Consider the following 18,853-nt stretch of genomic DNA (forward strand, 5'->3'; position numbering starts at 1 on the left):
TCCTAATGAAAACACTCCCATATCTCTTGAGCTAGTTTTTTACTAATTCCTTTTACCTTAGAGATTTCATCAACGGATGCTCTACTTAGCTCTTGCCAACCGCCAAAATACATTATCAATGCTTTACGACGCTTAGGTCCTACTCCTTCAATCTCTTCAATAATTGATGATTGTCTATTTGAGCTAACTTTCTTTCTTTGGCCTTTAATAGCATGATCATGCGCAGAATCTCTAACTTGACGTAAAAGTAAAAACCCTGGATTATGCTCATCTAAGGTATACTCAGTATCATCAAAACCTTTATAGATTTTTTCTTTACCACTAATTCGCTCAACACCCTTACCAAGACTCACAAGCTGAACTTTATCTTGAATCCCAAACTCTCTAAAAACAGCTTCTGCTTGATGGATTTGGCCTTTACCACCATCTATTATCATCACATCTGGAAGATTATCAGCTTCTAATCCTGAACTTACTCGGCGTGATACAGCTTGATGGATAGCGGCATAATCATCTCCTGCTTTGACATCTTTGATATTATATCTACGATGAGATTTACGATCCTCTCCCTCATCTGTGTAAACAACGCATGAAGCAACTGTCGCCTCACCTTGAAAATGCGAGATATCAAAACATTCAATACGCTTAATATCTTGATCAAGCTCAAGAAACTCTTTTAGCGAATCTAAACGTTTTTGATATTGTGACTTTGAGCTTGTGTATATATTTAGCTTTTGGCGAGCATTTACTTCTGCTAATTTTAACCATTTAAGATTATCTGCAGCTGGTGCTAATATCCAATTTATTGATTGACCTATTTTCTGAGAAATACTTGTCATAAGATCTTGTATCTCACTAAAATCAACTTTTGATAAGATTATATTTTTAGGCCAAATATTACGAATCTCATCACCTAAATAAAAGTGTGATAAAAAAGCATGCATTATAGATGTCTTATCCTGACCTTTTGCGTCTATGCTCCAATGTCTATCTGCAACAACATCGCCATTTTGAATTTGTAATAAGGCAATACTTGCATAACTGTCTTGTATATATATGCCTACAACATCAAAAGTTTTATCTGCTTGTATATCTACTATTTGTTGCTGCTGTAATTTACGCAGTACTACTAACTGATCACGATAAATCTGAGCTTTTTCATACTCCATATTTTCCGAAGCTTGATACATTTTCTCAGATACTTCTTCTAGAACGCTACTAAACTTACCTGCCAAAAACTTCTTTAATATAGCTAATTGCTCATCGTACTGCTCTTGAGAAACTAATCCCACACACGGAGCTAAGCAGCGCTTAATCTGATATTGTAAACATGGTCTAATCCTAGATTTATAATATGAATTTTCACATTGTCGGATAGGAAATATTTTTTGGATAATATTTAAAGTATTTTTGACCGAAGATATTGAAACATAGGGACCAAAACATTGGCCTTTTTTATACGCTGATTTACCACGATAAAAAGAAACTCTAGGAAACTTATCACGTGAAATCACTAGATATGGGTAACTTTTATCATCTTTAAAAAGGATATTATACTTTGGCCTATGTTGCTTAATTAAATTATTCTCTAATAAATACGCTTCATAATCACTTGGTGTGATAGTTATTTCAATTCTAGCAACTTGGGATGCCATCATTAAAGTTTTGCTATCTTTAGCACCTTTTGAAAAATAACTATTAACACGATTTTTAAGATTCTTTGCTTTACCTACGTAAATTATCTCACCATGTTTATCAATCATACGATAAACACCTGAATGAGCCGTTAGGTTAGCCAAAAAGCTTTTTAAATCAAAATCTTTAGAATTATCAGAAATCATCTAATTTTTATTAACTAATATATATGTGAAAATGTTACCATATATACAATTTAATTTACCCCACATAACATAAAATAAACTGCATGTACGAAATAATTTCTTTTATAGAAAATAAAATATGGATTATTGAATACCCTATAAAATATTCAGGTGTTAAATTTAGCTCTCGCACAACATTAGTAAAGTTAGATGATAATTCAATTCTTATTCATTCACCTTGTAAAATTGATGAGAAGCTTAAACAAGAAATACTTAAACTTGGTGAAGTTAGTTATATATATGCACCAGGTAATTTCCACCATTTATACATTAGCTCAGCTCAAGAAGCTTTTCCAAATGCTAAAACATATATCTGTGAAGGCATTGAAAAAAAACAACCTAATCTAAAATACGATGGTATTCTTACGGAAAAAGCTTTACTAAATGAATTTAAACAACAACCTATTCTTGGCTCTAAAATCATGAATGAGGTTGTATTGCTACATAAAGAGACAAAAACTTTGATTGTTGTTGATATTATAGAGAATATTGGCAATAAAACGCAAAATATAGGTTTTGGTATTAAAATATGGTGGTTTATTTTTAGAATGTGGAACAAAGCAAAACCAGCGCCAGAATACCAGCTTGGATGGAAGGATAAGAAGTTAGCTGCCCAATCTTTACAAACAATATTAGAATGAGACTTTGATAAAATTATCCTAGCTCATGGCGACCTAATCACACAGAATGCTAAGCAGATTGCTACTATAGCATGGAAAAAACCTCTTAATAAACTATAAAGATGATAATAAATACAAATAAACAATTAAGCAGTCTAGTAGCTGCTTTAGAAAATACATATAAAATCGCTGTTGATACTGAGTTTTACTGGATGCGTACATACTATCCAGAGCTTTGTCTAATCCAAATAGCTACTGAAAAAGAAGTTTTTTTGATAGATACACTTGTAGATATAGATTTTTCACCTCTTAAAAATGTTTTTGAAGATCATAATATCGAAAAGATTATTCATTCTGCAACAAATGATATTCCTATAATCAAAAGATTTTTTAATTGTGAAGTTAATAATATCTTTGATACTCAGCTTGCAGCAACATTTCTTGGCTTTCAAACACAATTATCACTAAAATCTCTAATGAAAGAGATCCTCGATATAGATATGGAAAAAGAGTCTCAGTTTTCTGACTGGCGTAAAAGACCATTATCTGAGAAACAAATAAATTATGCCATCAAAGATGTTGAGCATCTTATAGAAATACGTGATGATCTTAATACAAAGCTTAATAACAGTGACTATAAAGATTTCTATGAACAAGAGCTTATAGATATTCAAAAGACAGAGTTTAACTCAGTTGAGATTATTCATACAAAAATAGGTAATATCCAAAAATTTGATGAAGAAGTTCAAAGGAATGCTATAGCAATCGCACAATGGCGCGAACAAGTTGCTCAAGATAAAAATATTCCTGTGAGATTTATGTTCAATAACAAAGTCTTATATCTTATAGCCCACGCAAAACCAACATCTATTGATGACTTTAAACATCAAGAGATAAAGAAACTCAAACCTTGGTTAAAAAAAGCAATCATCGATGTTCTTAAATCAGCCCATAATGTACAAGAGAATCTGATTGAGAAAAGACAAATAGGTAATAAGATATCTTCTGAGATCAATGATAAAATAGTTGCATACTTTGACGCTCAGACTAAAGATTTCAACTTTGATAGTAGCATAATTGCTTCACGAAAAGATATAAAGTCTTTAGCATATAATCTAGGAGTTGATAATAATTATTCTAAAGGTAAATTATTAAATGGCTGGAGATACAAAGTAGTTGGTAAAAAATTAAAAGAGTATATACTAGAGATCATTAAATAAAATAATAAATATTCTTCTTTTCTCCTATGAATTATATAACTCGAAACTCTAAACTATTCCCAATAGTACTTGCTCTATTTGCAGCCCTACCTCCTTTAGCTGTAAATACGTATGCTCCTGCTATTCCCTTAATTGCTAATGATTTTGGCGTTAGTAACAGCACTGTTCTTACAACATTTGCTACCTATTTTGTTGGTTTCTCTTTTGGTATGCTATTTTGGGGTGCTATATCAGATAAATATGGTCGTAAAAATGTCATTATCATAGGCAGTATCATCTATATAATCAGTACTATTTCATGCTCATATAGCTATGATTTTCAGATGCTTGAAACTATGCGATTAATTCAAGGATTAGCAGATTCTGTGGGAGCTGTTGTAGCGTTTTCAATAGCTAGAGACTGTTATAAAGGAGCTCAGCTTACTAACCTTATTGCTACAATTATTATGATATTACTTGTAGCTCCTATAGTAGCACCAATTATTGGAACTATACTTACAAACTTAACTCACACATGGCAAAGTACTTTTCATTTTCTTACCTTTTATGGTGTAGTTATGCTTATATGTGCTTGTATAATTGAAGAGACACTCGATCCTAAAGATAGAAAAAGTAGCCTGATAAAATTAATCCCTGGTTATTTTCAACACTTAGTAAATATTAGATTCATGTTGGCTACGATTGCAAGTGGAACTATTTTTGCAGCACTATTTATATACATATCATCATCTGCTTTGATATACCTTGGTGACTATGCAACAGGATCGTTTTGGTACTGTTTTTACTATGGGGTATGTTGTGTTGGCTCTATTTTTGCAAATATGATTATCAAAAAGAACTCTAGTAGTGTACAACAGTTAAAATTTTTGTATTATAGTGTCGCTCTAATTACACTAAGCTGTATCATTCTAATAATATTTAACAGCCTAAATTTAGATAATGCTCTAATATATACTCTAACAATGCTAGTTTTATGTACAAGCGTATCTTTCGGCTCTACTTTGATATACTCATTTGCCATAGATCAAATAGACCATAGTTTTGGTACAGCTAACTCTATAATAAACTTCACAAAAAATATGATTGCTGCTAGTGGTAGTTATATCGTCAGCTTTTACCATGGCAGAGATCTTGTAATTGCATCACCATATGCCCAACTTGGATTTTGCATACTAACAATAGGACTTTTATATGGAATTTATAGACTAAGTCAAAAGCACCAATAGTTTTAAACTAAACATTTACATTTGAATGAGCCTTTTCTAATAGATATTCTCTTTTGATTATCTCAAGTGCTGATTCATGAGTTGATTCAAGAACAACTTCAGGAGCACAATTATTTTGATAAGCCTCTAACCATCGCAAAGCACATAAGCACCACTTATCTCCAGGCTTAAGACCTGGAAAATCAAATAACAGATTTGGCGTTGATAAATCATTACCTCGAGATGCTGTATATTCTAGAAACTCTTTAGTCATTATTGCACATACAACATGCCGAGCTGGATCATACTCATCAGTACGACAAAATCCATCGCGATAAAAACCTGTTATTGGAGATAAGCAACAAGGTCTTAAGTCAGTTCCTAAAACATTTTTTTGAATTGACATCTTGATACATCACTAAACATAGTAATAAATCAATAATAGAACAAGAAAGGTATGAAATAAAGATTTTATTTAATAGAAACTAAAGTTTAGATATATCTGCAACATCAGCAAAAAGCTTATGAAGGTTAGCAAGTAATGTGATTCTATTTTGCCTAACTTTGATATCCTCATCCATAACCATAACATTATCAAAGAATTCACTAACTACTTTATCTAAGCTGCTTAATAATTCTAGAGCATAATTATAATCTCGATTATTTATATATTTTGCAAGATCTGGAGTAATTTCCTCTATACTATAAGCTAATGCTAGCTCATACTCATTACCCGTAGCTTTTGCTAATTCTATATCATAAACATCTGCTTCTTCTTGAGCATTCTTAGCTAAGATATTAGCTACACGTTTATTAGAGGCTATAAGGCTTTGAGCTTTATCTAAACTATTAAAACTACTAACAGCTTTTACTCTAGCTGCAAAATCTTTTATCGAATCATAGCTAGTATTATAAATAGCTTCGAAAGTATTTATAGAAACACCTTCATCTTTATATAAGTTTTTCAACCTATCTATACAAAAAGATATAATCTCAGCTTTCACATCAGTGTTAAACTCTAAATTATTAACCTTTTTATAGCTAGCTATAGCAACATCAATAACTTTTTCTAAAGAAATATCAATATTCGTATCTCTTAGTATACGTAATATACCAATAGCTGACCTTCTTAGTGCAAATGGATCTTTATTACCAGTTGGTTTTTGACCAATACCAAATATACCGACTAAAGTATCTAATTTTTCGGCTAAAGCAACACATGCTGCCACATCAGTTCTTGGAAGTTCCGCACCTGAATATTTAGGCCAATATTGCTGCTCTATAGCATCTGCTACAACTTCAGACTCACCATGTGCTTTTGCATAATATTTACCAATGATTCCTTGAAGGTCAGTAAACTCAAAAACCATATCAGATATCAAATCTGCTTTAGCTAATAAACCTGCTCTGTAAGCCTGTTGTGTATCAACATTACTTAACTCGGCTAAGTTTTGTGATATATCAGCTATTCTTTGAGCTTTTTGATACATATTACCAAGTTTATTTTGGAATGTTACATTCTCTAACTTTGGCAATAGACTATCTAATGAATGCTTTAGATCGGTATCATAGAAAAAAGCAGCATCTGCTAATCTAGCATTCATAACCTTTTGGTTACCTGTTGTTACTAGTTCTGGTTTTTTACTTTGGATATTTGAAATTGTAATAAAGTGTGCAACTAAGTCTCCATTACTATCTAAAAGAGCAAAACATTTTTGATGCTCTTCCATCGAAGATATTAAAGCCTCTTGTGGAACTCTCAAAAAGTCTTTATTAAAGCTACATAACATCGCATTCGGATATTCAATAATAGCGCAAACCTCTTCAACTAAGTCTTCATCTAAGACAACTTGATAATTATTTTGCTTAGCAATAGCTTTTGCTTGCTCAACTAATTTTTGCTTGCGTTGATCCCAATCTACCAACACCATAGCATTAGCTAATAAATCAGCATAATCAGCTATATTTTGAATAGTTATAGCTTCTGGATGATGGAATCTATGTCCATAAGTTACATTAGATGCTTTATGTCCTAGTATTTGCATATCAACAACATCTTTACCATATAGAGCTAAAACCCAATGTACAGGTCTTACAAACTCAACTGGTGAGTCACCCCAACGCATCATTTTTGGAATTGGTAATTGTTTTAAAGCTTTTGTAATAATATCTTGAAGTAATTTTACTGTAGCTTGACCAGTTTGAGTCGTTTTATAAAATAATTTATCGCCCTTTGGAGTTTCTATTGTATCTAACTGATCTAACTCTACACCACAAGATTTAGCAAATCCTAAACCAACTTTAGTTGGCTCACCATCTTTATATGCGATGCTTACTAAAGGCCCTTGCTTTTCAACCACTATGTCATCTTGAGATGATGCTAAATCTTTAATTATAAAAGATAACCTTCTTGGTGATGCGAACCACTTTGTTGTAGCAAAATCTATTTTTGCTTCTTTAAGTTGACTTTCAACACTTGCTAATAATGATTGAGATAACTTTTTAAGTGCTTTTGGAGGTAACTCTTCTGTACCTAGTTCAAATAAAAAATCTTTTGTAACTTTGCTCATTTACAAACCTTATAAATAAATGTTTATTTTAATATCTAAAATAACAACAAAACCAATAAGTCATCCTGAACTTGTTTCAGGATCTCAATATAATTTGTAGCATTTGTGAGATGCTGAAATAAATTCAGCATGACATTTTAGTCTATTGGATAAGTTGCAACTTCGTGTATTATAACTTAATAACCTAAAGAATTTAACTAATAATCATATATGTTTATTGATACTCATTGCCACTTAGATTTTGAGGTTTTTGATATAAATCGTAAAGATTTAATAAATAGGTGTGGTGATTTAGAGATCAAACACTTTATAAATCCAGCGACTCAAAGAGCTTCATGGAATAATCTAATATCTTTAAATAAAGAATTTAGTAATATACATATATGCTTTGGATTACATCCTATTTTTATAGATAAACACTCTGACTCTGATTTAAATAATTTAGAAGTATATACACAAAAAACATCAACAAAATTAATTGGTGAGATTGGTCTTGATAAAAGATTTAATAATTTTAACAAGCAATTAGAATTATTTTCAGCGCAAGTCAGTATTGCAAATAATCTCAATAAAAAGATTATTATCCACGTGGTTAAATCGCACAATGAAGTTCTTAAAATCCTTAAAGATCTTAAGTTTAAGCATGGTGGAATTGTTCATGCATTTAATGCTAACTATGATATTGCTAAAAAATATATAGATCTTGGTTTTAAACTAGGTGTTGGAGGCATACTTTCACATCCCAAAACAAAACTTAAAGATACCCTAAGTAAAATTGACCCTAAAAATATTGTTCTAGAAACAGATTCTCCTGATATGCCACTTTATAACAGTAATGAAAATATTAATACTCCTGAAAATATACCTAAAATTTTTGAACTCTTAAGCAATATTTATGCTGTAAATCCTGATATACTAAAACAACAAATTTATAATACCAGCTTAGAATTTATCTAAAATGTATATATCCAACTTACGTCTGCAAAATTTTAGGAATATACCTTTTAAAAGTTTTGATTTTAAAGATAATATAAATTTTATAGTTGGTAAAAATGGCTCTGGCAAAACTTCAATTCTTGAAGCAATTTACTTTTTATCTCACAGTAGATCATTTCGTAGCTCTCAACTAAATAGAATTATAAATCACGAGGCTGATGAGTTTATAATCTATACAAAATCGTATAATCCAGATGAGATAACTATTTCTATATCACGTAAAAAAAATAGTAACAATATTTCAAAGCTAAACAGTGAAATCCAAAAAAATCACGCTGAAATAACCCGAACTCTACCAATACAACTAATGAATCCAGAAAGTTTTAATATTATAAACTCAGGAGCGCAACAACGCTGTAAGGTACTCGATTGGGGAGCTTTTTACCTTGATAAAACTTTCTTAAAAATATGGCAACAAACTAAATTTCTAGTAAAACAAAGAAACTCTGCTCTTAAGCAAAACTATCCTTATGCTTATATAACTAGTATAGATAGGAAACTCTGTGAATTTGCCAATATATTAGATACAAAAAGACAAGATTACTTTACAAAGCTAAAGCCTAAAGTTTATGAAATCCTTTCGCAATTTAATCCAGATTTAAAACTAGAAATTGAATACTCTCGTGGTTGGAACTCGCACAAAGAACTCTCGCAAGTACTTGAAGAATCATTTGATTATGATAATAGATATAAGGTTACTAATCATGGTCCTCATAAAGCAGACATAGTTCTGACAGTCAATAACAAACCTATTCAAGATATATTCTCAAGAGGTCAACAGAAGCTTCTTATCTGTGCTATTAAATTAGCTCAAGGTGAGATACATAACATTGAAAATGAAAATAAATGTATTTATCTTATAGATGATATAACCTCAGAATTAGATGCTACTCATACTCAAACACTATTTAACTATCTAAAAAAGCTAAAATCTCAGGTTTTTATCACCACTACAGAGAAAAACAAAATAGATGATTTTATTGATTTAGATAGTCATATTTTAGAAATATAAAGATTATAGGAACTCAGAATAATGAAAAAACTGATGCTTACTGCTTTTATAACCTCTCCGATATTTATATTTGCGGATACTTTATGCGATGGGAATACTTACCAAATAAATAAATGTTTAAAATCACAAATGCAAAAGTATGACAATAAGTTAAATAAGGTACAAAACCATGATATTAAAGACTTTAAAGAATATCGTAATAAGATATGCTCTGATATTAGTTCTACTTATAAAGGCGGGACTTATGAGTCAGTTAAATATGGTAACTGTATAATATCTATGGATAAATGGTATCTAAAGCAAATAGAGAAATATACTTTATAGGTTTTCGATATTAGTACAATACCAAACTTGGGAACCTCCATCACATCCACCATCTTCTGTTGCCATTTGTATAAAAGTTTGAACACTCTTCTTAAGCACAGGATCGCTATTAGTCAAAAGTTGGTAAGTATCATAGTCTTGAATAACAGCAGTAGGAGGCCCTCCCTCAGGATCCATTGCTACAATTGTATCAGGTAAATTTGCTGCATTAGCAGTATACCCCCCGCTAATCGTTAACTCATCATCTGTTCCTGGATTAGCATAAAGACTCAAATAGTCAAATGCTTCATCTGGAGCCCATATACCATTAAAATCATCACTTTCTAATAAAACACAACTATTTCCGCTATCGGCAGCGCACTCAGGTGGCCCCATTTCACCATCAGAAACATATGTGGATGTAGCATATGAGCCCCCTACTCCTGTACTAGTACCTGACTCTGATCCTGACTCTGATCCTGACTCTGATCCTGACTCTGATCCTGACTCTGATCCTGACTCTGATCCTGACTCTGATCCTCCAGGAACTAAACTACTAGGCATATTCCCAGCTGATTTATTTATTACAAGGGTTTTTGCATTTAAAAATACTAAACTAAAAAAAACACTCCAAATAATAATTATTAATTTTTTAACACTCATTAAATATACTCCTATTACTCAACTAAAGCCAAATCATACTGATAATAAGGATCTTCAACATTCGGCACTAAGTTTTGATCTACATAAACTTTGATAACCGCATTTTGAGAATCAGTTCGTTCCTTACAAACTTGTACAACATAACTTCTATTTATATTCTCACAACTCCATAACTCAGAATCTTCAGCGGGAAACTCTCCTGTTTGATGTGTATGATCAGCAATCTCATTAATATAAGTTCGAGCGGTAGTATCTGCGTTTGATAATTTTGCTCTAACCTGATAGTTTGAGTACATAGGTATAGCTATCGCAGCTATAATTGCTATTATAGCTATAACTACCATTAACTCTACTATTGAAAAACCTTTATTTTTCATCTTAACCTCATCTAACTTTAATACCTTAATTTAACTATTAAATAACCTAATAGATTCATCAATAAACTGCTGTAATAGCTCTGAATTAACTATAGAAGGGTCTATGCTTAAACTATCTTCATGTAAGTTTATTAAATAATCAGAATCTTCTTTATACAGCTGGATGATATTAAGCTGGTCGATATATTGAGCTAACCATCTTTTACCACTAATTTCTGCGATGGTACATTTATAAATAGTACAATTAACGGTTAATCCTTTTTGTCCATCCTGAATAATCGTGAAAGTATCTGAATCTTTTGTAGGATCATATAGTGACTTAACTAGTTTTTTTTGAGATATTGCATTTCCTTTGCAAGACGGTATTTGAAATTTAGTTAAACCTTTACTTACACAATTCCAAATGATAGCTCCAGATGTTAATGTTGGTACTAAAGATATTGAAGAACCTGTAACTATATCATCTGTATTTAGAGCAATAGCTCCACTAGGCTTTATATGGAAGTTTCTTGGTATTTCCTCAAAGCTCTCAAAAGAGTAGCTAATTACCCCTGATTCATTTGATATATATTGCGAAATAGATTTTAACTTTTCTAATTCTAAAAGTAGTCTACTTCTTATTCTATGGTTTGCATACATAGGTGCTGCTATAGTAATTAAAATACTAGATATTGCTATTATTGTTATTAATTCAACGAAAGAAACACCCTCTTTTGTATCCATAATTGTTTATATATCCCCACGCTAAATAATGACTTATTAGAATAGCAATATACTTTTTTAAAACACATGGGGAAAATTGATAGCACTACTCAAAAAGTGATAAGTAGATTTACATCTATACAATAAATATATTAGAAAAATAAAAGATCGATAATAATTATATTATCTCTCTAATCTGATAAAATAATTACAAATATTCAAACTATATAAGTCATTATACATAAAAGTATGTTTAAAAGAATTATATTTATATTATTTATTGCCTCTACATTATCAAGCTGTGCATCTACTGAAGATGAGTTTCATAATAAAGATTTATGGGATAAATACCACAAAAGAAACTCTCATCTTACATATAGTGATACATTTTCTAAACTTAAAACTGCTCAAGAAAATCATAAATCTTATTTTAACTATACTCCTTACGGCGCTGACTTTAAATAGATAAAGCTCTTCTTATAACTCTTTATCTCCTTAGGAAAGAGAGACTCAAAAGCTTCAATAAGATTGTCTCTTAAATTCGTATAGCTACTATCACTTTGTTCAAAATCTACCCACGAATCATGATTTTTACTTTTATTCTCCCTATTGCAAAAATCCTTGTATGCTTCCTCAATATTAGGAAGTATACACTCGTTTATCTTTTTTTTAATTAAATCATCAAATTCTGAATTAAGCTCAAAAAGATAAATTTCACTACCTCTATATTCAAAATACTCTTTGAATTGACTTCTTTCTTTTATATTTTGATCGAAAATATTTTTCCATTTATCTAAACTTTTGCATTTCAAGAATTCAGATATCGATTTATCATAATACTCTGAATAAAACTCAACTAAAGATAGTATTCTTAAAACACTATATAAAACCTCATTATAGTTGCTTGAAGAATGACTGTCCCAATCCACCAAATTACAAAGCTCTTCTATCATTTGCTCAAAAGAGTCTTCTTTTTTAATAAAGTAATCTCCAATTTTTATCCAAAAATCTTTAATTCTCTGTAGATATATAAAACTATTCTTAATTTTTGATGATAAATAATGATCTAAAGTAAATGGGAAACTTATTTCTTTATCTAAGATTTCTTTCCCAATCACATATAAAGAAACCCTTTTGCAAAAATCATAAACTTCACTACTTGAGTCTTCACAAGTAAAATGCTTTTCTATTTCTATACTATTACCCAACACTAAATCTCTAAGTAAATCATTATCGTTTATAGTAGATAGACTATCAATTTCTTCTAAAAACTCGCCTATAGCTGCAAAACTTAACTCCTCTAATTTCTTTATCTGCATTTTTTCAAATAAAAATACTACTTTTGAGATATCTTTTGATTTTATTTTTTCTTTTAATTCTTTTTCATATTCCTCTAAAGCGCTAGATTCACTATAGTCTTTAACTGAACTTTGAAGCTTCTTAGAAAAGTATCCTCTTTCCATTTTTCTTTTATGATCTATATTATCACCTTTACAGTTCTGTACTAGAGTCGAAAAATTTGGATAAGTAAATAATAACTCATAAGCTACTAAATAAAGTTCTATTTTCTCTTTTATTTTTAGATACCTATAATAACTCTTTATATTATCAAAAGTTATATCTTTGGATATATCTTGAGAAACTATATCAACTATAATTTTTATAATTTTATCGGCGTTGCCTTGCTTATATATCTGACTAAAAACTTTTTTAATATTTCTTAAATTTATAGCATCAGATGAATTTTTAGAAAATAACTGAGTGAAATTTTTATGATAATTATATAAACCACTTTCTAGCTCATCTGAAAGTAAGTTAATAAGTTTCTCCAGTTCGTCTTTTAAAGATTTCTTATTATCTATATCTTTAATGGTTGAGTTAATTGTTCCAATAATGGCTTTGGTTTTTACCTGCTTTTCTAAAGTAATCTGATGAGGAAGGTAATCTACTAATTTTTCTAAATATCTACTTATAATATCCTGCTTTATATCTTGTGGGCTACAAGCTATGACAACTCGATTATCCTTTTTTAACTCTTCAATAATCCCTATAAAATCATTAGCCATATATTTATTACATGGTAACCTTTCTAAATCATCGATAAATATCAGCATATTTTTAGGTAACATTTTATGCCAACTATGTAAGATATATCCTGCTAATAAGCCATTTAGTGATAGCCATCTATTCCAAAACTTTATAGTTATTAGCTGTTTTATAAACTCTTCTCTACTATATGAGAAGCAACTTAACTTCTCTAACCTAAAAGAGTTATATTTTTGTTTATAAACATTTTCAAAATAATGAGTTTTACCACTACCCCAATCACCTAGTATAATATCAACACCTGTAGGTATTTTTCTAGTATTTAACCTTCGGTTACAGCAACATTTTATTAACTTAAATATTAACCTTTTTACAAAATAAAAGAATGATTTAAGGATATCTTTAGTCATAAAATATAGGAAAATGAAGATTAAAATAAGAAATAAAAAGTTAGAAATATTTTCAAAAAAATATTTAATTACAGATATGATTTCTTGAGACATTAAACAGCTATAACTTTAGATATACTATCTTAATCGTACTATATAAAATTTAAAGCATAAAGCCTGTAATTAAAAATAAGAAGTCCGCCACATCGATGAAACATTATCAACAACCATGCTTCTATCTGGAATATTACTTAAGAAATGTAATCCTGTACGTTGTTCAATGTCTTTTATAGAAGTTCTGTAGTTAGCAATCTTTGTTTTATCAACTCTTGCATTTGGCATCACAAAAGCTATGGCTTTATTTTTCGATGGTACATAGATTATCTTAAAGAAATAATCTGGTACTGCTATTTTATTATCTCCTATAGTTTTATGGATTTTCTGTTTTTTATATATTGGGCCAGTATAAACATATATACTGTCATACATATTTGCCCAAATACGTTCATCTGTTTCAAGCCTTTCCCAACCTTGTCTATTAAGTCCAGCTTTTTGTGGTGACATATTAGATAATAAAAATGATTCCTCGGCAGATTTCTTACTAAAGTCCATAGATGCATAAGATGCTAAATGCCCTCGATCATAACCAGAATGCGAATAATCATCTAAAGTTGCTCTATAAACAAAAGGTACATCATCATCTTCTTTAAACTTATCATCTCTTTTAAGCTTATTAGCTACTTTTGCTTTTGTTAGCTTAAATGCAACCCAGCTTGCCTCTTTAGTCTTATAGTTATAACCAACTACATAGCCATCTCTACATAGATAAAGATTTACCTGTCCTAGACCACTTGTTACATTAAAACTAGGATTACCATAAGTTAAGAAATCATGACAATAATTAGTTACCGCAGGTAAAGTTCTTTGAGGTGGATATTGCTTCAAATCATTGAATTGATTCGCTTGTTGTTTTTTAGCATCATCACTTTGTGAAAAAAACTTAGCTACAATATTTTCATTATCTTTTGCAGTATAGTTACTTTTTACAGGCTCACTTGAGAAGTAATTATAGATATTATGCCTAAAACTAATAAACTTCTGCTTTAGATCATATTTATCAAAAAAGGTTCCTGAAAAACCACCAGCAATAGCTAAGCCTAGGAAGATAAGTATTTTTATAATCCTAAAGGCTGAACTCTTACTACCTTTAGAACTATCTTTTTTATCTGTTGTTTTCTTTGTCATTTCTAATACTTGTGTTACACCGTGATTAAATCATAGTATCTTTGAGTTTAATGTATTGTATTATTTAATATGTCTTGTTTTAAACAGTAAGAAATCTCTAACCTCTTGCTCTTCAATCAAAGGTAAAACTTCTTTTCTAATTCTACTGTAATAATTATTGATTGTTTTCTTTTCAGTATATGTCAACATCCAAGTTTCAATCATTTTAAACTCATAAGGAATCAAAGTTAAATCTTCAAAACAGTAAAATTGACCATGTCCTGTAGGAGATTCCTGATTACGTTGTTTTACATAGCATAAGTTCTCAATTCTAATACCAAATTCACCAGGGAAATATGCTCCTGGCTCATTACTTAGAATCATACCAGGCATCAGCTCTACTTTTGATGATGAGTTTATTCTTTGAGGGCCTTCATGCACCCCTAGGAAGCTACCAACGCCATGACCAGTACCATGACTATAGTCTGAACAAAAATGCCACAGATGTTCACGAGCTAACACATCAAGGTGAGATCCTGTTGTTCCTTTAGGGAAAACAGCTCTACCAAGACCTAAATGCCCTTTTAATACTAATGTGTAATATCTTCTATGCTTTTTTGATGGTCTACCAAAATGTAAGACTCTTGTAACATCTGTAGTACCTTCTTTATACTGTCCTCCAGAGTCGCATAAAAATGGTGCATCATCTTTAATTTCTTTGTTTGACTCCGCTATAGCACTATAATGTGGTAATGCTCCATGCTCAGCATATCCAGCAATATAATCAAAACTATCTTCTAAATAGTTCTTCTGTTCTGCACGATACTCTGCTAATTTAGCTATAGCATCTAACTCAGTAGTACCTTGGAAATTATTTTCCATCCAGTGCCACCATTTGATAAATGCTACAGCATCTTTTTTATGAGCATCTTTAGCGCCATTTATTTCTATAGAATTTTTTAGCGCTTTACTAATGACAATAGGGTTATTACCTTCTATTAGCTGGCTATGTTCATTTTCATTTACAGCTAACTTAACAGCGTAACTAGCAACATTATTATCAATCACAAATTTTGCAGCAAATTTCTTCAAATCATTGAAAAACTCCTCATAATTCATTATTACGACATTATTCTGCTCAAGATGATCTCTCACTTCTTGTGTAACCTTGACACTATTGATATATAGAAAAGTATTTTCAACAGTGACAGCCATATAGCAAATAGCTAAAGGCGTATTTTTTATATCTCTTCCTCTTATATTTAATGCCCACATAATTGAATCTAAACTTGTCTCAATCAAGCATTCTGCATTTATAGACTTTAAATAACTTCTAATATTTTTTAATTTTGAGTCAACAGATTGTCCAGCATATTGGATTTCATGAACAAAAACTTCTTGAGCAGGAATAGGAGTCTCTTGATTTAGCTTTTGTTGAGCTTTCGCAACTAAGTTTTCACTATCAAAAACAACTTTTCCACCATTTGCTTTTGCTATAGATAGTAGCTTTTCAGCGCCAGTAATACCTATTTTTTTAGGATCTACTGCTAATGTTTTACCATTAAAATTCTCTTTTAACCACTCTTCAATTTTTGATTCATAACCAGTCTGTTTTAATAAAGCAAAATACTTATCATCTAATTGAGCTTCTGCTTGAGAAAAGTATCTACCATCAGTCGATAAAAATGACTTATCCATTGTTATTAAAACATCACCAGCAGAGCCATCAAATTCACTAATCCAAGCACGATACTGCCAACATTTCGGCAGATACTCATTATTATGGTCATCAGTAGAAGGCACTAGATAAAAATCATAGCCCTTTTGTTTCATTATTTCTTTTAAAACTTGTAATTTTTCAGACATGTTTTCCCTCTCTTGCTATTTTTATAGTATTTGCTTTAGCTTCTCAATAAATAATCTTGAATCTGCAAAGTAGTTAGGATACGACTTCTTTAGTTCCTTTATTGATTGTGTATGCACCAAGACAACATCATAGTCATCATTATTGGTGTATTCTTTTTCCATGGCTTTATATGTTTCCTTTGCTAATGAATCATCTGAATAACTAGATACTGAAACTCGCTTTTCTTTTTTATTTAAACGGATAAGCAGAAAATCTTTTATTTTTTCTTTCGCATCATCTGTAATCTTCGAAACAACACTATAACTCTGTAACTTATCAAGCACATTTAATTCTTTTACTAAGTTCACCAGGTCATTCTTACTAACACTAACATCTATATTCGGTAGCTCTTCAAGTTTTGCAAACTCATTAGAAACTAAATAAAAAAATTCTTTCCAATTTTGAGAACCCTGACCTATTTTAAGACTCTCTTTCTCAAAAGTATCAATAATTTCAACCGCTGTTGCCCAAGCATGTTGCAACTCCGTTCTTAGCTGAATTTCTACCATTAAATTTTTACAATAAACTTTATTACCCGTATACCTGTATATCCTATGAATACCTCTATAGCCATCTTGCTTTGGCTCTATAATATAATCTTTACCTTTTGACTTATCAATAGCTTTACTTTTAAGTAGTCCAGAGTCTATCTTAATCAAAGTTTTGTAATCTTTTACAATAGCCCTACAGCCTGCAATATCTTGCATTCTAGCTAAGTTTAGCTTAGGTATTCTTTCAAGTTTATAAATAATAGATATTGCTCTTTTTAACCTTTGTCCAAAAAAAGCTTTACTATCATATTTTAATGTATATCTTTTTACTAATTTATAAGCCAGATTTAATGGTTCTATATGTCGAGCTCTCCATTCCGATAAAATATCAAAAGCACTATTAGATTCTTCTTGACTTACACTGTCAATATGCCTAAATATATCTCCAGCTTTTTGTACTTGTTTTCTAGATAATTCAAGCTCTTCTATAACCATTCAAACAAACCTTTACTTTAAAATAACTACTCAAACCATACAAATGTAGCTTGTCTACCTGTCACACCTTCTTTACGATATGAGTAGAATCTTTTATTACTATATGTGCACAAACCAGAATCGACTATGTCAAAGCAATGATTATCATTTAATATTTGTTTGGCAATAAACTTCATATCAAATAGATATTTATCTTCACTCTTTTGCCTAAAAGCTTGGCCAAAGTTCTCATGCTGCTGTATAAATTTATCATGGACATCTTTGCCAATCTCATAAAAAGGCTCACTAATACAAGGGCCTAGCCATGCAACTATATCAAGACCAACAAATTCCTTTAATGTTTCTTCTAATATTCCTTTTGATAAGCCTTTCCAACCAGCATGTATTGCTGCAACCTTTGTCATGCGTTTATCAAATAAAATTATTGGTAAGCAATCAGCAGTTAAAACAACACATGCCTGTTTTGGCCTACTGGTAAATATAGCATCACAAAACTCACCATCATATTCATCAAAATTTTTGACAATATTCGTATGGTTCTGTCTTAACCACTTAACATCAGCATTTACATAAGACTTAAACAAATTACGGTTTTTTTCTACTACTAAATGTTTATCTCCAACATTATCTGAAAGATTTAACTTAGCATATTTTTCTTTACTAAAACCTTGTGTATTATTGGTATAACCTAGTTTAAGTCTAGTAAAAGGCGTATTAACAAAAACTACTGACATGCTCTTAATACCTACTTTAG

General features: G+C 30.6%; 18 protein-coding genes. 7 read left to right on the forward strand and 11 right to left on the reverse strand.

What is annotated here, in order from left to right; translation table 11 throughout:
• Positions 1 to 2 precede the first annotated feature (2 nt).
• Positions 3 to 1,841 carry an excinuclease ABC subunit UvrC gene (gene uvrC, locus FIP56_RS06505; RefSeq protein ID WP_192578131.1) on the reverse strand — a complete coding sequence of 613 codons (1,839 nt, stop codon included), beginning with the start codon at positions 1,839 to 1,841 and terminating at the stop codon, positions 3 to 5.
• A gap of 83 nt (positions 1,842 to 1,924) precedes the next feature.
• Here uvrC and FIP56_RS06510 point away from each other — a divergent pair, with 83 nt between their 5' ends.
• The 3 genes from FIP56_RS06510 to FIP56_RS06520 all read left to right on the forward strand — a co-directional run bounded on the left by FIP56_RS06510 (position 1,925) and on the right by FIP56_RS06520 (position 4,946).
• Complete coding sequence (locus FIP56_RS06510) at positions 1,925 to 2,521, forward strand: DUF4336 domain-containing protein (protein WP_192578132.1); 597 nt, start codon at positions 1,925 to 1,927, stop codon at positions 2,519 to 2,521.
• 101 nt (positions 2,522 to 2,622) lie between these two features.
• Positions 2,623 to 3,720, forward strand: a complete 1,098-nt coding sequence (locus FIP56_RS06515; RefSeq protein ID WP_192578133.1) for a ribonuclease D — start codon at positions 2,623 to 2,625, stop codon at positions 3,718 to 3,720.
• Positions 3,721 to 3,746: 26 nt separating this feature from the next.
• The gene (locus tag FIP56_RS06520; RefSeq protein WP_192578134.1) at positions 3,747 to 4,946 is read left to right on the forward strand and encodes a Bcr/CflA family efflux MFS transporter; all 1,200 of its coding nucleotides are present in this window, start codon (positions 3,747 to 3,749) and stop codon (positions 4,944 to 4,946) included.
• 7 nt (positions 4,947 to 4,953) lie between these two features.
• On the opposite strand, the gene FIP56_RS06525 is transcribed toward FIP56_RS06520, so the two are convergent.
• Complete coding sequence (locus FIP56_RS06525) at positions 4,954 to 5,331, reverse strand: DUF2237 domain-containing protein (RefSeq protein ID WP_192578135.1); 378 nt, start codon at positions 5,329 to 5,331, stop codon at positions 4,954 to 4,956.
• A 79-nt stretch (positions 5,332 to 5,410) separates the two neighbouring features.
• On the reverse strand, positions 5,411 to 7,495 hold the full coding sequence (glyS, locus tag FIP56_RS06530) for a glycine--tRNA ligase subunit beta (RefSeq protein ID WP_192578136.1): 2,085 nt from the start codon (positions 7,493 to 7,495) through the stop codon (positions 5,411 to 5,413).
• Positions 7,496 to 7,705: 210 nt separating this feature from the next.
• Here glyS and FIP56_RS06535 point away from each other — a divergent pair, with 210 nt between their 5' ends.
• Genes FIP56_RS06535 through FIP56_RS06545 form a run of 3 tightly spaced genes read left to right on the forward strand, consistent with a single transcriptional unit; the run spans position 7,706 to position 9,827 of the window.
• Positions 7,706 to 8,452 carry a TatD family hydrolase gene (locus tag FIP56_RS06535; RefSeq protein WP_192578137.1) on the forward strand — a complete coding sequence of 249 codons (747 nt, stop codon included), beginning with the start codon at positions 7,706 to 7,708 and terminating at the stop codon, positions 8,450 to 8,452.
• Between the two features lies 1 nt (position 8,453).
• Positions 8,454 to 9,503 (forward strand): DNA replication/repair protein RecF, encoded by a 1,050-nt coding sequence (gene recF, locus FIP56_RS06540; RefSeq protein ID WP_192578138.1) that lies wholly within the window; start codon positions 8,454 to 8,456, stop codon positions 9,501 to 9,503.
• A 21-nt stretch (positions 9,504 to 9,524) separates the two neighbouring features.
• Positions 9,525 to 9,827, forward strand: a complete 303-nt coding sequence (locus FIP56_RS06545) for a DUF1311 domain-containing protein (protein ID WP_192578139.1) — start codon at positions 9,525 to 9,527, stop codon at positions 9,825 to 9,827.
• Here the strand turns inward: FIP56_RS06545 and FIP56_RS06550 are convergent.
• Genes FIP56_RS06550 through FIP56_RS06560 form a run of 3 tightly spaced genes read right to left on the reverse strand, consistent with a single transcriptional unit; the run spans position 9,822 to position 11,569 of the window.
• On the reverse strand, positions 9,822 to 10,469 hold the full coding sequence (locus FIP56_RS06550) for a hypothetical protein (protein WP_192578140.1): 648 nt from the start codon (positions 10,467 to 10,469) through the stop codon (positions 9,822 to 9,824). The two genes, FIP56_RS06545 and FIP56_RS06550, sit on opposite strands and share 6 nt — an antisense overlap.
• 14 nt (positions 10,470 to 10,483) lie before the next feature.
• Entirely contained in the window at positions 10,484 to 10,846 is a 363-nt protein-coding gene (locus tag FIP56_RS06555; RefSeq protein ID WP_192578141.1) for a prepilin-type N-terminal cleavage/methylation domain-containing protein, read from the reverse strand.
• Positions 10,847 to 10,876: 30 nt separating this feature from the next.
• Positions 10,877 to 11,569, reverse strand: coding sequence for a hypothetical protein (locus FIP56_RS06560; RefSeq protein WP_192578142.1), 693 nt, complete (start codon positions 11,567 to 11,569; stop codon positions 10,877 to 10,879).
• A 228-nt stretch (positions 11,570 to 11,797) separates the two neighbouring features.
• Here FIP56_RS06560 and FIP56_RS06565 point away from each other — a divergent pair, with 228 nt between their 5' ends.
• Positions 11,798 to 12,013, forward strand: coding sequence for a hypothetical protein (locus tag FIP56_RS06565; RefSeq protein WP_192578143.1), 216 nt, complete (start codon positions 11,798 to 11,800; stop codon positions 12,011 to 12,013).
• Here FIP56_RS06565 and FIP56_RS06570 read toward each other — a convergent pair.
• The 5 genes from FIP56_RS06570 to pgeF form a co-directional block, all read right to left on the reverse strand.
• A complete protein-coding gene (locus FIP56_RS06570; protein ID WP_192578144.1) occupies positions 11,992 to 14,097 on the reverse strand; it encodes a hypothetical protein in 2,106 nt (701 codons plus the stop codon). The genes FIP56_RS06565 and FIP56_RS06570 overlap by 22 nt on opposite strands.
• A gap of 69 nt (positions 14,098 to 14,166) precedes the next feature.
• Positions 14,167 to 15,228, reverse strand: a complete 1,062-nt coding sequence (locus FIP56_RS06575) for a DNA/RNA non-specific endonuclease (RefSeq protein WP_192578145.1) — start codon at positions 15,226 to 15,228, stop codon at positions 14,167 to 14,169.
• A gap of 60 nt (positions 15,229 to 15,288) precedes the next feature.
• Positions 15,289 to 17,073, reverse strand: a complete 1,785-nt coding sequence (locus FIP56_RS06580; protein WP_192578146.1) for an aminopeptidase P family protein — start codon at positions 17,071 to 17,073, stop codon at positions 15,289 to 15,291.
• Positions 17,074 to 17,094: 21 nt separating this feature from the next.
• Positions 17,095 to 18,099 carry a RelA/SpoT domain-containing protein gene (locus FIP56_RS06585; RefSeq protein ID WP_192578147.1) on the reverse strand — a complete coding sequence of 335 codons (1,005 nt, stop codon included), beginning with the start codon at positions 18,097 to 18,099 and terminating at the stop codon, positions 17,095 to 17,097.
• Between the two features lie 26 nt (positions 18,100 to 18,125).
• Positions 18,126 to 18,833: a peptidoglycan editing factor PgeF gene (gene pgeF / locus FIP56_RS06590; protein WP_192578148.1), complete on the reverse strand. Its 708-nt coding sequence runs from the start codon at positions 18,831 to 18,833 to the stop codon at positions 18,126 to 18,128.
• Between the last annotated feature and the right edge of the window lie 20 nt (positions 18,834 to 18,853).

It is taken from the genome of Francisella sp. LA112445 (genome assembly GCF_012224145.1).
Taxonomy (GTDB): Bacteria; Pseudomonadota; Gammaproteobacteria; order Francisellales; family Francisellaceae; genus Francisella.

What these genes read in the sequence shown, in the direction of transcription:
- recF (WP_192578138.1), top strand. Translation starts at nt 8,454, where the DNA reads ATGTATATATCCAACTTACGTCTGCAAAATTTTAGGAATATACCTTTT.
- FIP56_RS06555 (WP_192578141.1), bottom strand. Translation starts at nt 10,846, where the DNA reads ATGAAAAATAAAGGTTTTTCAATAGTAGAGTTAATGGTAGTTATAGCT.
- FIP56_RS06570 (WP_192578144.1), bottom strand. Translation starts at nt 14,097, where the DNA reads ATGTCTCAAGAAATCATATCTGTAATTAAATATTTTTTTGAAAATATT.
- FIP56_RS06560 (WP_192578142.1), bottom strand. Translation starts at nt 11,569, where the DNA reads ATGGATACAAAAGAGGGTGTTTCTTTCGTTGAATTAATAACAATAATA.
- glyS (WP_192578136.1), bottom strand. Translation starts at nt 7,495, where the DNA reads ATGAGCAAAGTTACAAAAGATTTTTTATTTGAACTAGGTACAGAAGAG.
- FIP56_RS06585 (WP_192578147.1), bottom strand. Translation starts at nt 18,099, where the DNA reads ATGGTTATAGAAGAGCTTGAATTATCTAGAAAACAAGTACAAAAAGCT.
- FIP56_RS06545 (WP_192578139.1), top strand. Translation starts at nt 9,525, where the DNA reads ATGAAAAAACTGATGCTTACTGCTTTTATAACCTCTCCGATATTTATA.
- FIP56_RS06535 (WP_192578137.1), top strand. Translation starts at nt 7,706, where the DNA reads ATGTTTATTGATACTCATTGCCACTTAGATTTTGAGGTTTTTGATATA.
- FIP56_RS06565 (WP_192578143.1), top strand. Translation starts at nt 11,798, where the DNA reads ATGTTTAAAAGAATTATATTTATATTATTTATTGCCTCTACATTATCA.
- pgeF (WP_192578148.1), bottom strand. Translation starts at nt 18,833, where the DNA reads ATGTCAGTAGTTTTTGTTAATACGCCTTTTACTAGACTTAAACTAGGT.
- FIP56_RS06515 (WP_192578133.1), top strand. Translation starts at nt 2,623, where the DNA reads ATGATAATAAATACAAATAAACAATTAAGCAGTCTAGTAGCTGCTTTA.
- FIP56_RS06550 (WP_192578140.1), bottom strand. Translation starts at nt 10,469, where the DNA reads ATGAGTGTTAAAAAATTAATAATTATTATTTGGAGTGTTTTTTTTAGT.
- FIP56_RS06525 (WP_192578135.1), bottom strand. Translation starts at nt 5,331, where the DNA reads ATGTCAATTCAAAAAAATGTTTTAGGAACTGACTTAAGACCTTGTTGC.
- FIP56_RS06580 (WP_192578146.1), bottom strand. Translation starts at nt 17,073, where the DNA reads ATGTCTGAAAAATTACAAGTTTTAAAAGAAATAATGAAACAAAAGGGC.
- uvrC (WP_192578131.1), bottom strand. Translation starts at nt 1,841, where the DNA reads ATGATTTCTGATAATTCTAAAGATTTTGATTTAAAAAGCTTTTTGGCT.
- FIP56_RS06575 (WP_192578145.1), bottom strand. Translation starts at nt 15,228, where the DNA reads ATGACAAAGAAAACAACAGATAAAAAAGATAGTTCTAAAGGTAGTAAG.
- FIP56_RS06520 (WP_192578134.1), top strand. Translation starts at nt 3,747, where the DNA reads ATGAATTATATAACTCGAAACTCTAAACTATTCCCAATAGTACTTGCT.
- FIP56_RS06510 (WP_192578132.1), top strand. Translation starts at nt 1,925, where the DNA reads ATGTACGAAATAATTTCTTTTATAGAAAATAAAATATGGATTATTGAA.